The 19,263-nt window shown below is 56.1% G+C and carries 15 protein-coding genes; 11 read left to right on the top strand and 4 right to left on the bottom strand.

Annotated features, from left to right (window positions below):
- Positions 1–2 precede the first annotated feature (2 nt).
- The 8 genes from GS632_RS16910 to GS632_RS16875 all read left to right on the top strand — a co-directional run bounded on the left by GS632_RS16910 (position 3) and on the right by GS632_RS16875 (position 10,383).
- Complete coding sequence (locus tag GS632_RS16910) at positions 3–488, top strand: hypothetical protein (protein WP_171238294.1); 486 nt, start codon at positions 3–5, stop codon at positions 486–488.
- Positions 481–1,725, top strand: coding sequence for a gephyrin-like molybdotransferase Glp (gene glp / locus GS632_RS16905; protein WP_171177103.1), 1,245 nt, complete (start codon positions 481–483; stop codon positions 1,723–1,725). Before GS632_RS16910 ends, glp begins: the two co-directional genes overlap by 8 nt.
- A 107-nt stretch (positions 1,726–1,832) precedes the next feature.
- Entirely contained in the window at positions 1,833–2,564 is a 732-nt protein-coding gene (locus GS632_RS16900; protein ID WP_171235114.1) for a response regulator, read from the top strand.
- A 238-nt stretch (positions 2,565–2,802) separates the two neighbouring features.
- Positions 2,803–4,053: a sarcosine oxidase subunit beta family protein gene (locus tag GS632_RS16895; RefSeq protein ID WP_171722223.1), complete on the top strand. Its 1,251-nt coding sequence runs from the start codon at positions 2,803–2,805 to the stop codon at positions 4,051–4,053.
- Between the two features lie 12 nt (positions 4,054–4,065).
- The gene (locus tag GS632_RS16890) at positions 4,066–4,353 is read left to right on the top strand and encodes a sarcosine oxidase subunit delta (protein ID WP_171177097.1); all 288 of its coding nucleotides are present in this window, start codon (positions 4,066–4,068) and stop codon (positions 4,351–4,353) included.
- Positions 4,350–7,304, top strand: a complete 2,955-nt coding sequence (locus GS632_RS16885) for a sarcosine oxidase subunit alpha family protein (protein WP_171722222.1) — start codon at positions 4,350–4,352, stop codon at positions 7,302–7,304. Before GS632_RS16890 ends, GS632_RS16885 begins: the two co-directional genes overlap by 4 nt.
- Complete coding sequence (locus tag GS632_RS16880; protein WP_171177093.1) at positions 7,297–7,860, top strand: sarcosine oxidase subunit gamma; 564 nt, start codon at positions 7,297–7,299, stop codon at positions 7,858–7,860. The genes GS632_RS16885 and GS632_RS16880 overlap by 8 nt, the downstream gene beginning before the upstream one ends.
- A gap of 696 nt (positions 7,861–8,556) precedes the next feature.
- Complete coding sequence (locus GS632_RS16875) at positions 8,557–10,383, top strand: BCCT family transporter (protein ID WP_171177091.1); 1,827 nt, start codon at positions 8,557–8,559, stop codon at positions 10,381–10,383.
- Between the two features lie 144 nt (positions 10,384–10,527).
- On the opposite strand, the gene GS632_RS16870 is transcribed toward GS632_RS16875, so the two are convergent.
- From GS632_RS16870 to GS632_RS16855, 4 genes are all read right to left on the bottom strand, one after another.
- A complete protein-coding gene (locus GS632_RS16870; RefSeq protein ID WP_171177089.1) occupies positions 10,528–11,319 on the bottom strand; it encodes a xanthine dehydrogenase family protein subunit M in 792 nt (263 codons plus the stop codon).
- Between the two features lie 94 nt (positions 11,320–11,413).
- On the bottom strand, positions 11,414–13,774 hold the full coding sequence (locus GS632_RS16865; protein WP_171177087.1) for a xanthine dehydrogenase family protein molybdopterin-binding subunit: 2,361 nt from the start codon (positions 13,772–13,774) through the stop codon (positions 11,414–11,416).
- Between the two features lie 51 nt (positions 13,775–13,825).
- On the bottom strand, positions 13,826–14,308 hold the full coding sequence (locus GS632_RS16860; protein ID WP_171177085.1) for a (2Fe-2S)-binding protein: 483 nt from the start codon (positions 14,306–14,308) through the stop codon (positions 13,826–13,828).
- 28 nt (positions 14,309–14,336) lie between these two features.
- Positions 14,337–14,861 carry a CoxG family protein gene (locus GS632_RS16855; protein WP_171238297.1) on the bottom strand — a complete coding sequence of 175 codons (525 nt, stop codon included), beginning with the start codon at positions 14,859–14,861 and terminating at the stop codon, positions 14,337–14,339.
- A 230-nt stretch (positions 14,862–15,091) separates the two neighbouring features.
- Between GS632_RS16855 and GS632_RS16850 the strand changes: the two genes are divergently transcribed.
- Genes GS632_RS16850 through GS632_RS16840 form a run of 3 tightly spaced genes read left to right on the top strand, consistent with a single transcriptional unit; the run spans position 15,092 to position 19,208 of the window.
- Entirely contained in the window at positions 15,092–15,775 is a 684-nt protein-coding gene (locus GS632_RS16850; protein ID WP_171177081.1) for a response regulator transcription factor, read from the top strand.
- Between the two features lie 46 nt (positions 15,776–15,821).
- Positions 15,822–16,991 carry an FIST N-terminal domain-containing protein gene (locus GS632_RS16845; protein WP_171177079.1) on the top strand — a complete coding sequence of 390 codons (1,170 nt, stop codon included), beginning with the start codon at positions 15,822–15,824 and terminating at the stop codon, positions 16,989–16,991.
- A 3-nt stretch (positions 16,992–16,994) separates the two neighbouring features.
- A complete protein-coding gene (locus GS632_RS16840) occupies positions 16,995–19,208 on the top strand; it encodes a PAS-domain containing protein (protein WP_171177077.1) in 2,214 nt (737 codons plus the stop codon).
- Positions 19,209–19,263 lie beyond the last annotated feature (55 nt).

Raw genomic sequence — 19,263 nt, 5'->3', positions numbered from 1 at the left:
AGATGGTATTTTCGCTGAAACCATGTGCAGCGATTTTGGCAGGGGTATTGGCATTTGCTCCTGTCGCGAAGGCCTCGGATGTTCCCGAGGTTGCCGTTGTGCATCAGATCATCGATTTGAACGCCGATACCCCGGCGCATACCTTTCGGTTTGAACCGAACCTGTTGCGTGTCCCCGCTGGGGCAACCGTGCGTTTCAAAGGGTCTACTGGGCGTCACACGGTAACGTCGATTATCCGAATGATCCCCGTCAGAGCCCGTAGTTTCGAGATCAGAGGCAAGCCCGAGATGGACTTGACCTTCGAGAAAGAGGGTGTGTATGGCATCCGCTGCCGCGTGCATGGCCGCCATGGCATGGTCATGCTGCTGGTTGTCGGCGATCCCAACTCGAACCTGGAAGAAGCGCGCGCCTATCTGCCCAAACTCGGCGAGGCTGAGCAGGCTGGATTTGAAGCGCTGTTCGAACAATTGGAGAACAAAAATGGCTGATGGATGCGCCTGTGACCGCCACGCTCACATGTACCTATCTGTCGATCAGGCACAGAACCGCGGTTTGGCCGTTTCTGATCCGTTGACCGACACGGAAACATTGCCGTTGATTCAAGCGATTGGACGGGTTCTGGCAGAGGACTGTGTCAGCAAGGTCGACATGCCAGCCTTTGATAATTCGGCGATGGACGGCTATGCGGTTCGGACTCAGGATCTGAGCGATGGCCCACTGTTCGATTTGCCCGTCGCTGGACGTATTGCAGCTGGCGACAGCGGCGCGCATTCGGCCCCGGCAGGCAGTGCACTGCGCATCTTCACTGGTGCTCCGGTTCCTGATGATTTCGACGCGGTGCTGATGCAGGAGGACTGCGAGACGACCGAAACCGGCATCCGGTTCACCCGCCGCCCGAAACCAGGGCAGCATATCCGCCGCGTGGGCGAGGACCTGAAAGCAGGTGCCCCGATCTTGCGCCGGGGATGCGAGATCACGGCGCGTGAAGCAGCCGCTTTGGCCTCGGCCGGGTACGGAGCGGTGAAAGTGGTCCGCAAACTGAAAGTTACAATCTTCTCGACAGGAAGCGAGTTGAAGCAGCCGGGCGAAGAATTGGGCCCCGGCCAGATTTACAATTCGAACCGCTATATGCTGTTGGCATTGTTGGACAAGCCGTGGATCGAGCTGACCGACAAGGGCCCGGTTGAAGACAACCCGGTCTTGCTGGAACAGGTCTTGCGTGAAGCCTGTGAAACCTCTGATCTGATTATTACCACGGGTGGTGTATCTGTCGGGGATGAAGATCATATGCCACGCCTTTTCGCGGAAATAGGCGGCCAGACTGATGTGATGAAGGTTGCGATGAAACCCGGAAAACCGATCATGTTCGGACGGCGAGAGGGTGCTTTATATATCGGGCTGCCGGGTAACCCGGTGTCTGCCTATGTGACCTGGCAGATCATTGGATCGCAGATGATGGCGCGGCGGGCCGGGCTGCATCGCACGCCTCAAATGCCAGAGCAGGCGGTTCTGGCCGAGCCGCTTCAGCGCCGCGCGGGTCGTCAGGAGTATCGCCCGGTCCAGATCGAAGGCGTGTCCGTAGAAGGTGCGCCCCGCCTTCGGTTAATGGCCCCATCCTACAGCGGGCGCGTCGCACTGTTGGCGCAAGCCGACGGTTTAGCCATAATTCCGGCAGAGATCGAAGCCATGCCCGAGGGGCAGGGGCTGCATTTTTTGCGGTTCTGATGCCGTTTGTTGCGAGGAATTCTGTTACCGTTCGCGGCTTGCACGACCCAGGTGGCCGCCGGTACAACGGATCAGCGCCAGCCTGTAAAAAACGCTAGAAAGCCATTATGGTCAAAGAACATATTCTTGTAGTTGATGATGATCCCCAGATCACCTCGTTCTTGCAGAGGTATCTGGAGAAGCAGGGTTGTCAGGTCACCTGTGCGGCGGACGGCGATGCGATGGATGCGATCCTGGCGCAAGGTGGCGTGGATTTGATCCTGTTGGACATTGGCCTGCCGGGACGCAGTGGTTTTGACATTACCCGCCAGTTACGGGTCGAATCGAATATTCCGATCATCGTTTTGTCGGGCCGCGACGACATTTTTGACCGCGTTGTAGGATTGGAATTTGGTGCTGACGATTATATCACCAAGCCCTTCGAAGCGCGTGAAGTGCTGGCACGCATCCGGACTGTGTTGCGTCGAAGCCGCGGGGACGAGGACGTGAGCTCTGCAAATGGGTCTGGGTCTCCACTGATCATGTTCGGCGACTGGGTTCTGAACCCTTATGAACGGACGTTGACATCCAAAGACAGTGGTCAGCAAACGCCTTTGACCACAACGGAATTTGATGTTTTGCAGGCGTTTGTCCTAAGCCCGCATATTGTGTTTTCCCGTGATCAGTTGCTGGACAAGGCGCGGGGCCGGGACACTGTCGTAGGCGACCGAACAATAGACGTTCATGTTTTGCGTCTTCGCAAGAAGATCGAGCCCGACCCGACCGACCCCACATATATCAAGACGGTTCACGGTATCGGATATTGCTTTGCGGCGAATGTGCAAAAGTCCGGGGCGTGAAGCGCAGGGCTTTCCGGGCGTCAGGTGGTGCTAAGACACCAGCTCTTCTGCTTCTTTCTTTGAGCTAATGAACTATTTGGCGAAAAGAAGGACTTGCGTTTTAATTTCTGCGGCGAACGTTCCCTGAACATCCTAAATTTGTCGCTGTTGTTAAAGTGCATGACGGAATATGCACTGACAGAGGCGATTGGAGTGCGTCACGATGCGTTGGTGCACAGAAAGTTAGGAACACTTCCACATGCGGTATTCGGCGCTCGCTATTTTGCGACAGGTTCTGAACGGACACAGGGGCTGGGGCCCCGCGTGGCGGGATCCCGAGCCGCAATCGGACTATGATTTTATCGTCATCGGTGGCGGCGGTCACGGTCTGGCAACGGCTTACTATTTGGCGAAGGAACATAATGCAGCCCGCGTTGCAGTGTTGGAGAAGGGCTGGATCGGTGGTGGCAATGTGGGCCGGAATACCACGATCATTCGAGCCAATTACTTGCTGGACGGCAATCAGCCGTTCTATGAGTTGTCGCTGAAACTCTGGGAGAACCTTGAGCAGGACCTTAACTACAACGCGATGGTCAGTCAGCGTGGCATTCTGAACCTGTGCCACACGGATTCACAGCGCGATGCGTATCGCCGTCGGGGCAATGCGATGATGTTCACCGACTCGGGGGCCGAATTGCTGGACACCGACGGTGTGCGTGCGATGTATCCGTTCCTGAATTTTGATGATGCACGTTTCCCGATCCTCGGCGGACTGCTGCACCGCCGCGGTGGTACAGCGCGGCATGACGGAGTGGCCTGGGGCTATGCCCGTGCAGCGGACCAACGCGGTGTCGATATTATTCAGAACTGCGAGGTCACTGGATTTCGCATCGAGAACGGCAAGGTTCTGGGTGTTGAAACCACGCGGGGTTACATCGGCGCCAAGAAAGTGGGCGTTGCAGTTGCGGGTTCGTCCGGCCGGGTGATGGCCCATGCGGGACTGCGTCTGCCGATCGAAAGCCATGTGCTGCAGGCCTTTGTGTCCGAGGGGCTGAAACCAGTTTTGGACGGTGTGATCACCTATGGGGCCGGGCATTTCTATATCAGCCAGTCTGACAAAGGGGGGTTGGTGTTTGGTGGCGATATCGATGGCTACAACACCTATGCACAACGCGGCAACCTGCCGGTGGTCGAAGATGTCGTTGAAGGGGGTATGTCCCTTATGCCGATGATCGGCCGAACACGCCTGCTGCGCATGTGGGGCGGAGTGATGGACATGTCGATGGACGGGTCGCCGTTTATTGACCACACCGGTGTAGACGGTCTCTATTTCAACGGCGGTTGGTGCTATGGCGGCTTCAAGGCAACGCCGGCCTCGGGCTTTTGCTTTGCGCATTTGATGGCCACAGATCGCCCGCATGAAGTCGCCAACGCGTATCGTCTCGACCGCTTCAGAACGGGTCGAATGATCGACGAAAGAGGCGCGGGCGCGCAACCGAATCTGCACTGAGGAAGCCAGGACATGATCATTAATCACCCACTGCTTGGCCCGCGTGATGCATCCGAGTTCACCTATCTGGGCGATGCCGCGTTGATCGAACGGCCAGATTGGCAGTCAGAAACGGCGCAAGACGAATTTCACGACTATGTCTACTTGCGAGACAACCCTGCGGGGACGCATCGCGAGCTTTGGTTTCATGAGCAGGGGGACCGGTCCTGGCTGGTGGTTACCCGCAATACAATGACGCATGAAATTCTGGCAACGGAACTGGCGCGGGATGTTGCCCGCAAGATGGGGCGCGGGAAATGACTCAGAAAAATCGCTTGCAAGGGGGCTTGGTCGACCGCTCGAAAAAGCTGTGTTTTACCTTCGATGGGAAGTCATACGAAGGGTATCAGGGCGACACGCTTGCCTCGGCCCTTTTGGCCAATGATGTGCGGTTGGTTGGCCGATCTTTCAAATATCACCGACCGCGGGGTGTTCTGGCGTCGGGTTCTGAAGAACCCAACGCGCTGGTCGAATTGCGCACGGGCGACCGACAGGAACCCAATACGCGGGCAACGACCGTTGAGTTGTTTGACGGGCTTGAGGCGCGCTCGCAAAACCGTTGGCCCTCTTTGGCGTTTGACGTACTCTCTATCAATGACCGGTTGTCTCCTTTTCTGACGGCGGGGTTCTACTACAAAACGTTCATGTGGCCCAAAGCGTTCTGGGAAAAGCTCTACGAACCGATGATCCGCCGGGCCGCTGGTCTGGGCAGCCTGTCGCAAAAGGATGACCCGGATATTTACGATAAAGGGTATCTGCATTGTGACGTGCTGGTGATCGGGGCGGGACCTTCGGGCTTGATCGCCGCTTTGACGGCGGCTCGTGCTGGAGCAAGGGTCATTCTGGCTGATGAAGACAGTCAGATGGGCGGTCGCTTGCTAGCCGATAGCGACAGGTTCGAGGATGTTTCGAATTCCGATTGGGTCGCGCAGGTTCTGGGCGAGCTGGCGTCGATGGACAATGTCCGCCTGCTGACGCGTACCACCGTGTTTGGTGTGTATGACCATGGCATCTTTGGCGCGCTCGAGCGCGTGTCGGATCACCTTGCTACGCCCGAGGTGGGCAAGCCGCGTCAGATCCTGTGGCGGATCTACTCAAAAAGGTCGGTGCTGTGCGCCGGTGCGACCGAGCGGCCCATCGCGTTTGCGAATAACGATCGTCCGGGCATTATGCTGGCAGGCGCGATGCGTGAATACGCAAACCGCTGGGCAGTGACGCCGGGTCAGCGCGTTGCAATCTTCACAAATAACGACGAAGGCCACTTTGTTGCGCAAGACCTGATCCGCGCCGGTGTTAAGGTTGTCGCCGTGATTGATCCCCGTCGCGATGTCACGCGCATTGCAGAATGCGAGTTGCTGGCGGGTGCACAGGTCACGGATACGCAGGGCCGACTGGGCCTGAAAATGATCACCGTGCAGCTGTCTGATGGTAAAACCCGGCCGATTGAAGTAAGTGGATTGGGCGTCTCGGGCGGGTGGAACCCAAATGTACAGCTGACATGCCACCAGCGCGGTCGTCCCCAATGGTCCGAGGAACTTGCGGCTTTCGTGCCTTCTGCTGATCTGCCACATGGCATGAACGTGGCAGGGGCAGCAGCCGGTGATCTTACCACAGCTGGCGCGTTAGTTTCGGGCTGCAACGCAGCGCTTACGGCGCTGGAGGGGCTGGGGCTTAAAGCCAGCGCAATCGATCTGCCAAAGAGCAATGACGAGGCGGTTCGGATCACGCCGCTATGGCATGTGCCTGGCAAAGGCCGCGTCTGGCTGGATTTCCAGAACGACGTGACTGTTAAGGACGTTAGACTTGCCGAACAGGAAGGGTTTCGCAGCGTTGAACACCTGAAACGGTACACCACGCTTGGAATGGCGACCGATCAGGGCAAGACGGCTAATGTGGGTGCTTTGGCCGTGATGGCCGAGATCACCGGCAAGAGTATTCCAGAAACCGGTACTACCATATTCCGCCCGCCGTATTCTCCGGTGTCGCTGGGAGCTTGGGCCGGGCGCTCGGTCGGCAAGGAATTCAGGCCCACCCGTCTGACGCCCAGCCACCAATGGGCTGAAGAACAGGGCGCGGTGTTTGTCGAAGTTGGCCCCTGGCTGCGCGCACAATGGTTCCCGCAGTCCGGTGAAACCCATTGGCGTCAATCGGTAGACCGCGAGGTTCTGGCCGTGCGCAGCGGCGTCGGTGTTTGTGACGTGACCACGCTGGGTAAAATCGACGTACAGGGCACCGATGCAGCGGCGTTTCTGAACAAGGTCTATTGCAATGGGTTTGCCAAGCTGCCCGTGGGCAAGACCCGATATGGGCTGATGTTACGCGAAGATGGTCTTGTTATGGATGACGGTACCGCCGCGCGTTTGGCCGAGGACCATTTTGTGGTGACTACGACGACGGCCAATGCCGTTGGTGTTTATCGCCATATGGAATTTGTGCATCAATGCCTGTTCCCGGACATGGACGTGCAGCTGATCTCGACCACAGACGCCTGGGCTCAGTTTGCCGTGGCGGGCCCGAAATCTCGAGAGCTGTTGCAGCAAGTTGTTGATGACACATTTGACATCAGCAATGAGGCATTCCCATTTATGGGTTGTGCAGAAATCACCATTGCAGGCGGTGTCCCCGCCCGACTGTTCCGCATCTCGTTTTCCGGCGAGTTGGCGTTTGAGCTGGCGGTTCCCACCCGGTACGGCGACGCATTGATCCGGCATCTGATGGAACTTGGCAAACCCTTGGGTGTAACCCCATACGGGATGGAAGCCTTGGGCGTATTGCGGATCGAAAAAGGCCATGTCACGGGGAATGAACTGAACGGAACCATCAGCGCCCATAATCTGGGTATGGGGCGCATGGTTTCGACCAAAAAAGACAGTATCGGCGCGCCGCTCAGCGCGCGCGCGGCTTTGGTTGATCCCGAGGGTCTGGCGCTGGTTGGCATTCAACCCGTTGAGAACTCTGACACTGTGTTGGCAGGGGCGCATGTCTTTGCCGAGGGTGCACCGCATTTGCGGCAGAACGATCAGGGCTATGTCACTTCAGCAGGATACTCTCCACACTTGTCCAGCAGTATCGGTCTTGCCTTTGTGGAACGCGGATCGCAACGTCTGGGTGAAGTTGTTCAGGTTGTGAGCCCGGTAGACAATTCGAACATCAAAGCAACCCTTGTCAGTGCCCATTTCGTTGACCCTGAAGGAGACAGGCTCCGTGCGTGATTTTGTTGCCAAGACTGCCTTAGGCGGCATTGAGCCCCGCAAAGATGTGATTGGATCGCTTACCCTTCAGGAACGAGATGATATCGCCCTGGCTTCAATCTCTGCCCGTTTGGGTCAGGAAGAAGCGCTAAAAGCCAGGCTAGAGACCGTGTGTTCCGTTGTCGCTCCAAAGCCGGGGCGCAGCGAACAAGGCGAAAACAGAAGCTTGCATTGGTTGGGTGCTGATCAATACCTGTGTGAAGAAGCGCTTTCCGGCCCGTTGGTCTTGGCCCGTCGGCTCGTGGATGAATTGGCAGGTGTCGCCTCGGTCACTGATCAGACGGATGCCTTTGTGCGGATGGACGTATCGGGTCAAGGCGTAGTCGATCTGTTACAACGCCTGACCGTCCTGGATGTTGAACAGATGCTCGCCGGGGCTTTCAGTCGTACCGCCATTCACCACGTGGGATGCTTGCTGCGTTGCAATGAGGCTGGGATGGCCTTTTCGGTGTACGCGCCGCGCAGCTATGCGATCTCAGTTCACCACGCGTTGGTTGAAGTATCCAAGGCTTTGTAGGCGGCGTGCTGGGATGCTTGCTCGCAAGGGCGTGAAACGGATTTGGGTCGCGCCTAAACGCGCCTGCGCCCGATCAGACTGAACCAGGCGTTTCCATGCCAGCGCTGTACTCGCCTCATTGCGCGCGGCCTGTAATACCAATTCATAACTGTGCATGCGGGGTTAAACAGGAATTTCACCCTGAAAACCTATGTCGCGAAAACAAGAAGGCCCGGTGTCCAAGTGTTCTCATGCTCTTCAAGGAATACCAGGCGCCACTGAGAGCCCAACAACAACTGTCTAAAACCTCAGTGACGCGTTGCAGCGCTTGATGGTGTCGCTAACACTAAAATGAGCGAATGTGTTAGTCGTATACTGAGGTGTAAGTGTCGCCTTTTTGACTGAGCTACCCTCACCTAGCATATATTTATTCCAAGTTGAAAAACGCAAAAATATTTGTGCTTGCGCGCTTTGGTCAAGCGGCTTCAACGTATGCCGGAAAATCCAGGGGCGTATGCAAGTGGTTAAAAAACCGGGAGAAGATAAACGGTAAGCCATGCAGCCAAGCGTGGTCAATTGACCGTAGCTCAAATCTGAACTGTGCAAGGTTCTCAGTTGATCTGGCCTGTGGAGCAGAGCGTTTCGCTTAGTGACCCGGGAAATCAACCTGCTCAGTTACATAATCCAAAACGGCATACGCAAGGAGGAGCACCCAACATGTCGATACCTGAACCTTTTACGGACGTTGAAATAGAAACGGCGGATGCCGGTTTCTATGAAAACTACAGCGTCCCGATTGCCCTTATCAGTAAGGCGATCATGGTTGGCTTGGTTTTGTGGGCTCTGGTTTTCCCCGCAAATGCGAATAGCACGCTGGGCAGCCTGAACGGACAGTTGCTCGAAGTTTTCAACAGTTTCTATGTCGTAATTGTAGGCCTGTTTTTCTTCTTCCTTGCCATCGTGGCCATCATTCCGGCAACGGGTCGCCGGGTCATGGGTACTCCTGGAGAAAAACCTGAATTCTCGAATTTCTCATGGTTTTCCATGATGTTTGGAGCCGGTCTGGGTGTAGGCCTGATGGTGTTCGCCACAGCAGAACCGCTGGGCCTTTGGGGATCAAACCCCGTGGTCGTGTCTGGAGCGGTTGAAGGCAACACGCCTGAAGCCCTGCAATCGGCTTACCGCTTCACCTACTTGCACTATGGCTTCCATGCGTGGGCGATCTACGTCGTGACTGGTCTGTCGCTGGCCTACTACGCATACACGCGCGACATGCCGCTCACGATCCGCTCGGCGTTGACACCGCTGTTTGGTCGTTTCGTCAACGGCTTTTTCGGCCATGTGGTCGATGTTTTGGGCGTTGTTGCAACGATCCTAGGTGTGTCCGTTACTATCGGTTACGGGGTCAGCCAGTTTATTGACGGCGTCTACGCCATCACCGGTATGGGCTGGGTCATGGATCTGGGCGGAGAAGTTCCGACTCCCAGCAAAGTTGGCCTGATCACCGGTCTGATCGTCATCATGACGTTGTCGATCATCTCGGCTGTATCGGGTGTTGGCCGGGGTGTGAAATACCTGTCGAACCTGAACCTCGTCCTGTCGATAATCCTGCTGGGCACATTTATCGTATTCGGTTCGTTTGTCTTTGCCATGACCACATATGGCTCAGCGATGATCGACTACATCCTTCACTTCCTGTCGCTTAGCTTTAATGCCTACGGCCCCCTGTCGGCCGAAGCATTTGCTGCGGCTCTACCCGCCGAGGCGCAAGCTCACGCAGCAGACCTGATGGGTGGTGCAACCAACGCCTGGGGTAGCTTTGACGGCTTCAAGGGCGGGCTGGAAGGCGCAGCAGCCGAGTTGGACGAAGCGACCTTGGCCGCAGCTTATGCAGCCGGTGAGCAAGGCCGTCAGTTCGGTTGGCAGGCTGGTTGGACTACCTTCTACTGGGCCTGGTGGATCGCGTTCTCGCCCTTTGTGGGCCTGTTCCTGGCGCGTATCTCCAAAGGTCGCACTGTCCGTGAGTTCATCCTGGGCTGCGTGTTCGCACCGGCACTGGTCTGCTTTGCATGGATGACCGTATTGGGCGGTACTGCGATTGATTTGGAACTGGCAGGCGCCGCTGAAGGTGCGATCATCGGGGCATCGAACACCAACAAGCTGTTCGTGACGCTGTCCTACATGATCGACGGTGGTTTGCTGTCTATGCTGAACGTCATGTGCGTGATCCTGATCATGACCTTTCTGGTCACGTCTGCTGACTCGGGTATTTTGGTGATGAACACCATTATGTCCGGTGGCAGCCAGGAAACGGGTGTCAAGCACCGCATTATCTGGGGCGTGATCCTGACGGCAGTGATCGGTGCGCTGATCCTGGCAGCGGGTGAAAACAACCCGATGGATGCATTGCGCAATGCCATGATCATTGGCGCGCTGCCGTTCACAATGGTGATGGGTCTGATGTGCGTTTCGCTGGGCAAGGCATTGTTCCGCGACAGCCAGCGCGACAAACACGGCACTGTAAGCACACAGGCTGCTGAGTAAGCCCACGATTTGTAGATCGTTTGGTCAGGCCGCTCTGTCACGGGCGGCCTGACTTTTTACGTAAGTTCCCGCGCCAGCTTTGAGTTTCCGCAAAAAAAGCCCCGGGGCGAACCGGGGCTTAGCGGACTCTCGTTTCAACAATGCTTACATGCAGGCTTCAATTGCGCGCTTTGTCATGACCGATACAAGGTGCGCGCGGTATTCTTTGCTGCCATGCAAATCGGCGATCATGTTCGCCGGATTGATCCGAAGGCCCATCAAAGCATCTGGGCGGAATTCCTTGTCCAGGGCTTCTTCGGCCTCGGACCAACGGAAGACACCATCTTCGCTTGCACCCGTCACAGCAACGCGCACGCCATCCGCAAAACGAGCCAGGTAGACGCCGACCAACGCAAACCGTGACGCGGGCTGCAGGAACTTTTGATAGCTCGCTGCCTGCGGTACGGGGAAACGGATCGAGGTGATGATTTCACCTTCGTCAAGCGCAGTTGTAAACATGCCCTCAAAGAACGCATCCGCAGCGATCTGACGCGCATTTGTCACGATGGTTGCCCCGGACCCCAGAACCCCCGCTGGATAGCAAGCTGCCGGATCATTGTTGGCCACAGAGCCACCAATGGTGCCCCGATTGCGCACTGCAGGATCACCGATCTGACCGGCAAGCGCCGCCAGGGCTGGATACGTAGCGGCAGCGTCACGCTCCACAGTGGCATGCGTTGTCGCGCCACCGATCGAGACGGACCCGTCATCCTCAGCGCAAACGCCCTGCATCTCGGCTATCCCACTCATCGACACCAGCTTGGATGGCGCGGCAAGTCTCTGCTTCAGTGTCGGGATCAGTGTCTGCCCGCCTCCCAAAGCCTGCGCATCCTCAGCCCCCAACGCGGCAACCGCATCGGCGATGGTCGAGGGTTTTTCAAAATCGAAACTGTACATTTCGTCTTCCTTTCCGAAAGGCGCGGATCCGCCCTTCATCTGGCTATAAAAATCTCGGGGAGCGCGAGGGGCTGGCCCCTCGCACCCCAACACCTCAGCTGTTCATCGCCGACCAGACGCGAGCCGGGCTCATCGGCATGTCGATGTGATCCACCGCCTTCCCGCCCGAGTTCAACGCATCCAGCACCGCATTGACCACTGCAGGTGGCGAGCCAATTGCACCAGCTTCACCACAACCCTTCACTCCAAGCGGATTGTGCGTACAGGGCGTCTGGCTGGAATGGTCAACACCATAAAACGGCACATCATCCGCGCGCGGCATGGCGTAGTCCATGTACGAGGCGCTGAGCAGTTGGCCGTTCTCATCATAGGCACAGTTCTCAAGCAGAGCCTGGCCGATGCCCTGGCCAATACCGCCATGCACCTGACCGTCGACGATCATCGGGTTGATGATGTTGCCAAAGTCGTCCGCCGCCGTGAACTTTTCGATGCTGACCTGGCCGGTATCCGGATCGACCTCAACCTCACAGGCGTAGGCACCAGCCGGGAAGGTAAAATTGGCCGGGTCATAGAACGCAGTCTCTTCCAGCCCTGGCTCCACTTCTAGCGGGAAGTTGTGTGGAACATAGGCCGTCAGGGTTACATCGCCCCAGGCCACCGATTTGTCGGTTCCTGCTACACTAAACTGACCGTCTTTCAACTCGATATCGGCCTCGGACGCTTCCAACAGGTGCGCGGCGATCTTTTTGGCTTTTTCGATCACCTTCTCAGTTGCCTTGACCATAGCCGAGCCGCAGACAGCCAACGAACGAGAGCCGTATGTGCCCATTCCAAACGGAATCTTCGAAGTATCGCCATGTACGATTTCGACCAACGACTCATCAATGCCGATCATGTCGGCCACAACCTGTGGGAAGGCGGTCTCGTGCCCTTGTCCGTGGCTGTGTGCGCCGACCATGACGCTGATTGAACCGGTGGCGTTCACGCGAACAGTGGCTGCATCATAAAGACCCGCGCGGGCCCCAAGCATCCCAACAATGTTGGATGGCGCAATGCCACACGCTTCGATGTAGCAGTTGATGCCCAAGCCCCGCAGCTTGCCTTTGGCTTCGCTTTGCGTACGACGCGCGGCAAAGCCTGCCAGATCAGCAGCGGCCTCAAGCTTGTCCATCGTTCCGTTGTAATCCCCGGTGTCATAGGTCAGCGCTACTGGTGTGTCATAGGGGAACTGAGTGACAAAGTTCTGACGGCGCAGCGCTATCGGGTCGACGCCCAACTCGCGCGCTGCCTTATCCACTACGCGCTCCAACTGGAACGTCGCTTCGGGACGACCCGCACCGCGATAGGCATCCACCGGAACCGTGTTGGTGAACATCGCTTTCACATTCACCTGAATGACCGGCGTCTTGTAGTTGCCTGCCATCAGAGTCCCATGCAGCCAGGTTGGAACCGAGCTTGAGAAGGTCGACAGATACGCACCCAGATTGGCAAAGGTGTTGGTACGCAGACCGATGAAATTGTTATCTGCATCCAGCGCCAGTTCGATCTTGCTGACATGGTCACGGCCATGGGCATCTGACATGAACGCCTCGGACCGGCTTGAAGTCCACTTGACCGGACGGCCACAAGCTTTGGCAGCGAAGGTACAGAATGCCTCTTCCGCATAGTGGAAGATTTTGGTGCCGAAGCCACCGCCAACGTCTGGGGCCACAACGCGCACCTTGTGTTCGGGTAAGCCCAGAACAAAAGCGCACATCAACAGGCGGATCACGTGCGGGTTTTGCGACGTGGTATAAAGCGTATACTCGTCCGTTCCACGCTTGTATTCGCCAACGGCGACACGCGGTTCCATTGGGTTCGCGACCAGACGGTTGTTGACCAGATCAAGCGTCGTCACATGCGCGGCATTGGCAAAGACTTCATCGACCTTGGCGTCGTCAGTTTCACCCAACTGCCAATCGTAACAGATGTTGTTCTTTAGATCGTCATGAACCAGCGTTGCGCCATCCTGCGCTGCAGCCTTCATGTCGATTACAGCGGGCAGCTCTTCGATGTCCAGATCGATGGCTTCGGCAGCGTCACGCGCCTGCTCAAGGCTGTCGGCCACAACTGCGGCAATCGGATCGCCCACATGGCGCACTTTGCCCTGCGCCAGAATAGGATGCGGAGGTTCCTGCATCGGAGCGCCATGCTTGTCGGTCACTTCCCATCCGCAAGGCATCCCGCCGACGCCTTCAAAATCCTTGCCGGTGAACACCTTGACCACGCCGGGCATGGCTTCGGCGGTAGAGGTGTCTATTGATTTGATCCGACCATGCGCAATGTCAGATCTCAGAAAATGCACATAAGCTTGGCCATGTACGTTTATGTCGTCGGTGTAATTACCTGCTCCGGTCAGAAAGCGCACGTCCTCGCGCCGCTTGGAACTGGCTCCGATGCCACTGTCTTTGGGCATTGCTTGTTCTCCTCCCTGGAAAAGAATTTTCGGCGAAAATTCTAGTGCGCCTCACTCGGCGGCGATGCTGGAAACGTCTTGGCCAGATGCGGCCATGATCGCTTTGACGATGTTGTGATACCCGGTGCATCGGCACAGGTTGCCTTCCAGATATTTCCGGATTTCAGCCTCGGTTGGGCGCGGGTTCTCTTTCAGCAGTGCTGCCGCACTCATCACCATGCCTGGCGTGCAAAAGCCGCACTGAAGGCCATGGTGGTCCTGAAACGCCTGTTGGATCACGTTCAGCGATCCATCCGCATTGGCCTGGCCTTCGATTGTACCAACGTCGGCCCCGTCAGCCTCAGCCGCCAGCATGTTGCACGACTTCACCGCCTCACCGTTCACATGCACGACGCAGGCGCCACACTGCGCAGTGTCACAACCGACATGGGTGCCCGTCAAAGACAGATGCTCACGCAGAAAACCGGACAGCAATGTCCGGCCCTCAACGTCTCCGCTTACGGCCTTGCCGTTCACGGTCATTGAAATCTTCATGAATTTCTCCTCCCTGAATTCCCTTGGTTCAATCGCCCAATACGCGTTTGAACCAGCCTTTCTTTTCTTCCTTTTCCTCACCGTCATCCGAAGTTTCCGCCTCGGGCGCTGGTTGCGGTTCGACCGCGTTCTGAAAATTCTCAAAGAACTGATCAGCCAGTTTTCTGGCAACGCCGTCGATGATCCGTCCTCCCAACTGGGCCAGCTTGCCGCCAACACGAGCGTCGACGCTGTATGTCAGCAAAGTACCTTCGGGGGCGTCTGCCAGACTCACATCTGCAGACCCTTTGGCGAACCCTGCTGCTCCGCCCTTACCTTCACCCGAGAGCTTCACGCTTTCAAGCGCCACGAGATCGGAAAGAGTGACGGCCCCTTTGAAGGTCGCTTTGACAGGCCCCACTTTTTGCACAACCGTTGCTTCGAACCCGTCTTCAACCGAGCCTGTCATCTCCTGACACCCCGGAACGCAGTCTTTCAGAACCTCCGCCGACAAGAGCGCATCCCAGACCTTGGATCGTGGCGCAGCTATGACGCGGCTGTCACTCAGTTCCATTCAATGTCTCCAACCATTTTTTGTTACGCTACGCGGTGTTGGCTGCCCTGCCTATAAGACCTTGGGTGTAGTCGCCGCCCTGCGCGCAGCCAATATAGACCACTGTGACGCTGCATTTCCCTGTAAGCAAACCATTTGTCGTCTACGACCATCGGCCAGTAGGGACGGTTTTCATTGAGTGTTAGGATTGGTTAGGCTGGGACCAAATGGATTACAAAAGGCGATACCAAATGCTTGCCGATTCCGCCCGACGGACAGATTTCAAGAATGTGCTGATTGTTGATGACCATCCTTTGTTTTGCGACGCTCTGTCGATGACCTTACAGACGGTGGCGAAGATTGGCGACATCCACACTGTGGACAGGCTGGAAGGTGCCATGGATCTACTGGCGCAAGGATTAAAACCGGATGCGGTCATGCTGGATCTGAACCTGCCGGATGTGGACGGGTTGGACGGGCTTGTGCGTCTTAAAGCTGCTGCCAATGTGCCGGTCATTGTGGTGTCTTCCCTGACGGACAGCCGTGTTGTCAATCAAGTTATTCAAGCCGGAGCGTCTGGTTATGTGCCCAAGCACAGTCAGCGGGATGTGTTTCGAACAGCAATAGAAGCGGTGCAAGCAGGTGACATCTTTGTGCCCGAAGGCTGCGTGTTGATCGAGGCGGAAGAAGACGACGAACACAGCGATGCAGTAAACCGGCTGGCGACGCTGACAAATCAGCAATCGCGAATACTGCAACTGATCTGCGAAGGCAAATTGAATAAGCAAATCGCCTATGACCTTTCAATTGCCGAGACCACGGTAAAGGCGCATGTTACTGCAATCATGCGGAAATTGGGTGTGCAAAGCCGCACGCAGGCGGTTTTGATCGCCAAGAAAGCGTCGTTTGCCAGCGTCTTGCAAGAGCAGGGCTAAGCGGCATAGTCTCATTCAACCGTCGCGCTTTGAGGGAGGACGCACGATGGACCAAGCAGTCGGGTGTGCGACAGCTCAGGCCCGTGCGCCAGGCATCGTTAAAACGGCATTTGTACATTATGACAGCACCCAGGCGGTCAAATCACTTGAACGCGATTTGGGTGATGGGCCTTTTGCGCTTGTCATTCTTTTCGTAAGCTCCAAGTCAAATGCGTCTGCCGTCATTTCCGAAGCTCAGCGTATTTTTGCGCCAACACCTGTTGTCGGCTGCACCACCGCCGGAGAGTTGGCGAATGATGGCTATTGTGAAGGCAAAATCGTCGCGATTGCCATGCCGCAAAGCCACTTTGAAGCCCGCACTGTCCTTATTTCCGATCTGAACAACATTGATGCGCAGAGCATTATTAACGAGATGATTAATAATCGTCATGCCATGATGGAGTCATCGCCTGACTGGGCGCATGAATTCACATTCCTGATGATCGACGGGTTGTCGACCAAAGAAGATGCACTGACCTCTGAACTTGCAGTTGGCTTGGGGCCGGTGCCTTTGTTTGGCGGCTCGGCCGGGGATGGAACGCGATTTGGGCAAACTTTTGTGTTGCATGAAGGTCGTGCGCTCAGCAATGCGGCCATTCTGGCTCAGGTTCGTACCCGCTGTCCGATCAAAGTGTTCAAAACCGATCACCTAGTGCCGGCCCAACGGCGCATGGTTGTCACCAAGGCTGATCCGGCAAAGCGGATTGTACAGGAGATCAACGCAGAACCAGCCGCGCGCGAATATGCGCGCATTCTTGGAAAAGACCCCGAGCAACTGACAACATTCACCTTTGCCGCCCATCCAGTGGTCGTGCAAATTGGCGGGCAGCATCACGTCCGCGCGATCCAACAGGTGGCTGGCAATGGGGATCTGGTTTTTTTCTCGGCCATTGATGAAGGTTTGGTTCTGACGCTGGCTGAACCTCGTGACATGGTCGAACATCTGCAAACAGAAATTAGTGCGCTGAACGAAAAGCACCAACCGGATACCATTTTGGGCTGTGACTGCATCCTGCGCCGGTTAGAGGCGCAGGAAAAGCAGAAGACGCGCGACATCTCGGATATTCTGGCGCGCAATCATGTGTATGGGTTTTCGACCTATGGCGAACAATACAATTCAATCCATGTGAACCAGACGCTCACCGGTGTTGCGATTTATCAGCCGGAGGATGAGTAACTCATGATCGAGCACCTGACGGACCCCTCCGACACGATAGAGCGTCAAAACGAGAAGCTACGCAAAATTGTCGAAGCTCTTATGCGGCGGGTCGAAGAGTCGACAGATGCTTCAGGAGCTGCATATGCGCAGTTCCAGCGTGCAGCTGTTTTGGAGCAAGAGGTTCGAGCCAGAACAGACGATTTGGAACGCGCACTTGAGCTGCTGAACGAGTCAAACGCAAGGCTGGCGCAGGCCAATCAGGAAACCGAGGCGGCGCGGGCCGACCTCGCCAACGCAATCGAAACGGTTCAGGAAGGCTTTGCTCTGTTCAATCGGGATGATCAACTTGTGCTGTGTAACAGCCGTTTCGGTTCACATATGCCCGACATTCAAGACCGGATGAACCCCGGGCTCGGGTTTTCGGATTATGTCGAATTACTTAGCCAGTCCAAGTTCCTGTCACTACCCGAAGGGATGACCCCGCATGATTGGGGCCAAACTCGCCTGGACCGGCACAGCGAAGATCGCGTGGTCTTTAATGTCCGGCTTGTTGGAAATCGTTGGATGCAGGTGTCCGAGCACCGCACACCAGATGGCGGCACTGTGATCCTACAGACGGATGTAACCGACATTATGCGTATCGAGCGGCAGGAGAGAGACCGCATTCTCGATGACAAAGCCCGCTTGATCCGCGCAACTTTGGAACATATCGAACAGGGTGTCTGCATATTTGACAACAAACACCGCCTGATTGGCTGGAACAATCGTGCCAGCGAATTGTTGGCTGTGCCAATCACCCAATTTCAGATGGGTACACGTTTCGACACTCTGTCCAACCGCCTCAGCGCAAACATTTCTTTCCAAAAGGGGATCACCGAACAGGACTTGTTAAATTGGGTGCGTCGCAGGACCTCGCGACGACCGCTGCAATTTCAAATGCATCGCGGGCGCTCAAAGATTCTGTCTGTTTTTGCTCAGGAAATGCCGGATCGGGGTTTTGTGATCTCTTTTACGGATGTGACGGCGGAACGCAAATCAGCCGAGGCCTTATATGAAGCAAAAGAACTGCTGGAACAGCGCGTGGCGTCACGCACGGTGGAACTTGCCGACGCGCTGAATGAGGCCGAGCGTGCCAACGCGTCGAAGTCGCGTTTTGTGGCCGCCGCCAGTCACGATCTTCTTCAGCCATTGTCAGCCGCAAAGCTGTATGTGGCGTCGCTGGGCAGCGGGTTACAAGGCGAAGATGCCCAGGCTGTTGCTGCAAAAGCGGAAAGTGCGTTGAACAGTGTTGAACACATTCTCGAGGCTTTACTGGACATATCAAAACTGGATTCAGGGCGCGCTCGTGTACACTTGTCCCCAGTTCCTCTTGGACAGCTGTTTTCTCAGATTGAGGACGCATTTCGCCCGGTTGCACAGGCTAAGGGATTGGATTTGCGCTTTGTGGGCACGAGCTCGGTTGTCACCAGTGATGCAAGTTATCTGCGGCGCATTCTACAAAACCTGTTGTCGAATGCGATCCGATACACCGAGGCAGGCAAGGTGCTGGTGGGCGTCAGGCGGCGCAAGAAAACCGTGTCGCTAGAGGTTTGGGATACTGGCATCGGCATCGCACCACATCACAGAGATACTGTTTTTCAGGAGTTTCAGCGTTTGCACTCAGACGCTAGCGCCGCAGAAGGTATGGGGTTGGGGCTTGCGATTGTTGAACGGGCCTGCGGGTTGTTGAGACACCCGATCCATTTGCGGTCCGAGGTTGGCAAAGGTTCGGGGTTCTCGGTTGAAATTCCTCTGGCAAAGACAAGACTGCCGGTGGTGCGCGATCCCTCGGCGCGTCAAAAATCAAACTCTGTATTGCCGTGCAACACTGTCACTTTGCTGATCGAAAACGATGAGAACCTGCGCAATGCGTTGCGCATGACCATCGAGTCTTGGGGTGTTGAGGTTCTGGAAGCGGAAGGCGGAGAAGACGCAACCCGTCTACTACGAGAAATAGGTATACTGCCAGATGTCATTGTTGCCGATTACCAGCTAAATAACGATGAAACCGGGATTGATGCAATAAACGCACTGTTCCACGCGTTTGGCCCTTTGCCTGGGTGTATTATTTCGGCCAATCGGTCCGCTGACCTTGCTGACTACTGTGCGCGTGCTGATCTTCCGTTGCTCTATAAACCTATTGACGCCCAAGTGTTGCGGGCAACTTTGGAAACATCTGTCGCTGGGCGTGATTAACCGCCCCGATTTTTTGCGACCGCTTCAGGGCTGGGGTCTTTTACTTGTTGAAACG

Origin of the sequence: Ruegeria sp. HKCCD7296, from assembly GCF_013110775.1 — a bacterium.
In the GTDB taxonomy this organism is placed as follows: domain Bacteria; phylum Pseudomonadota; class Alphaproteobacteria; order Rhodobacterales; family Rhodobacteraceae; genus Ruegeria.
Note: the sequence above shows the minus strand (reverse complement) of the source record. Positions and strands in the feature narration are given on the sequence as shown.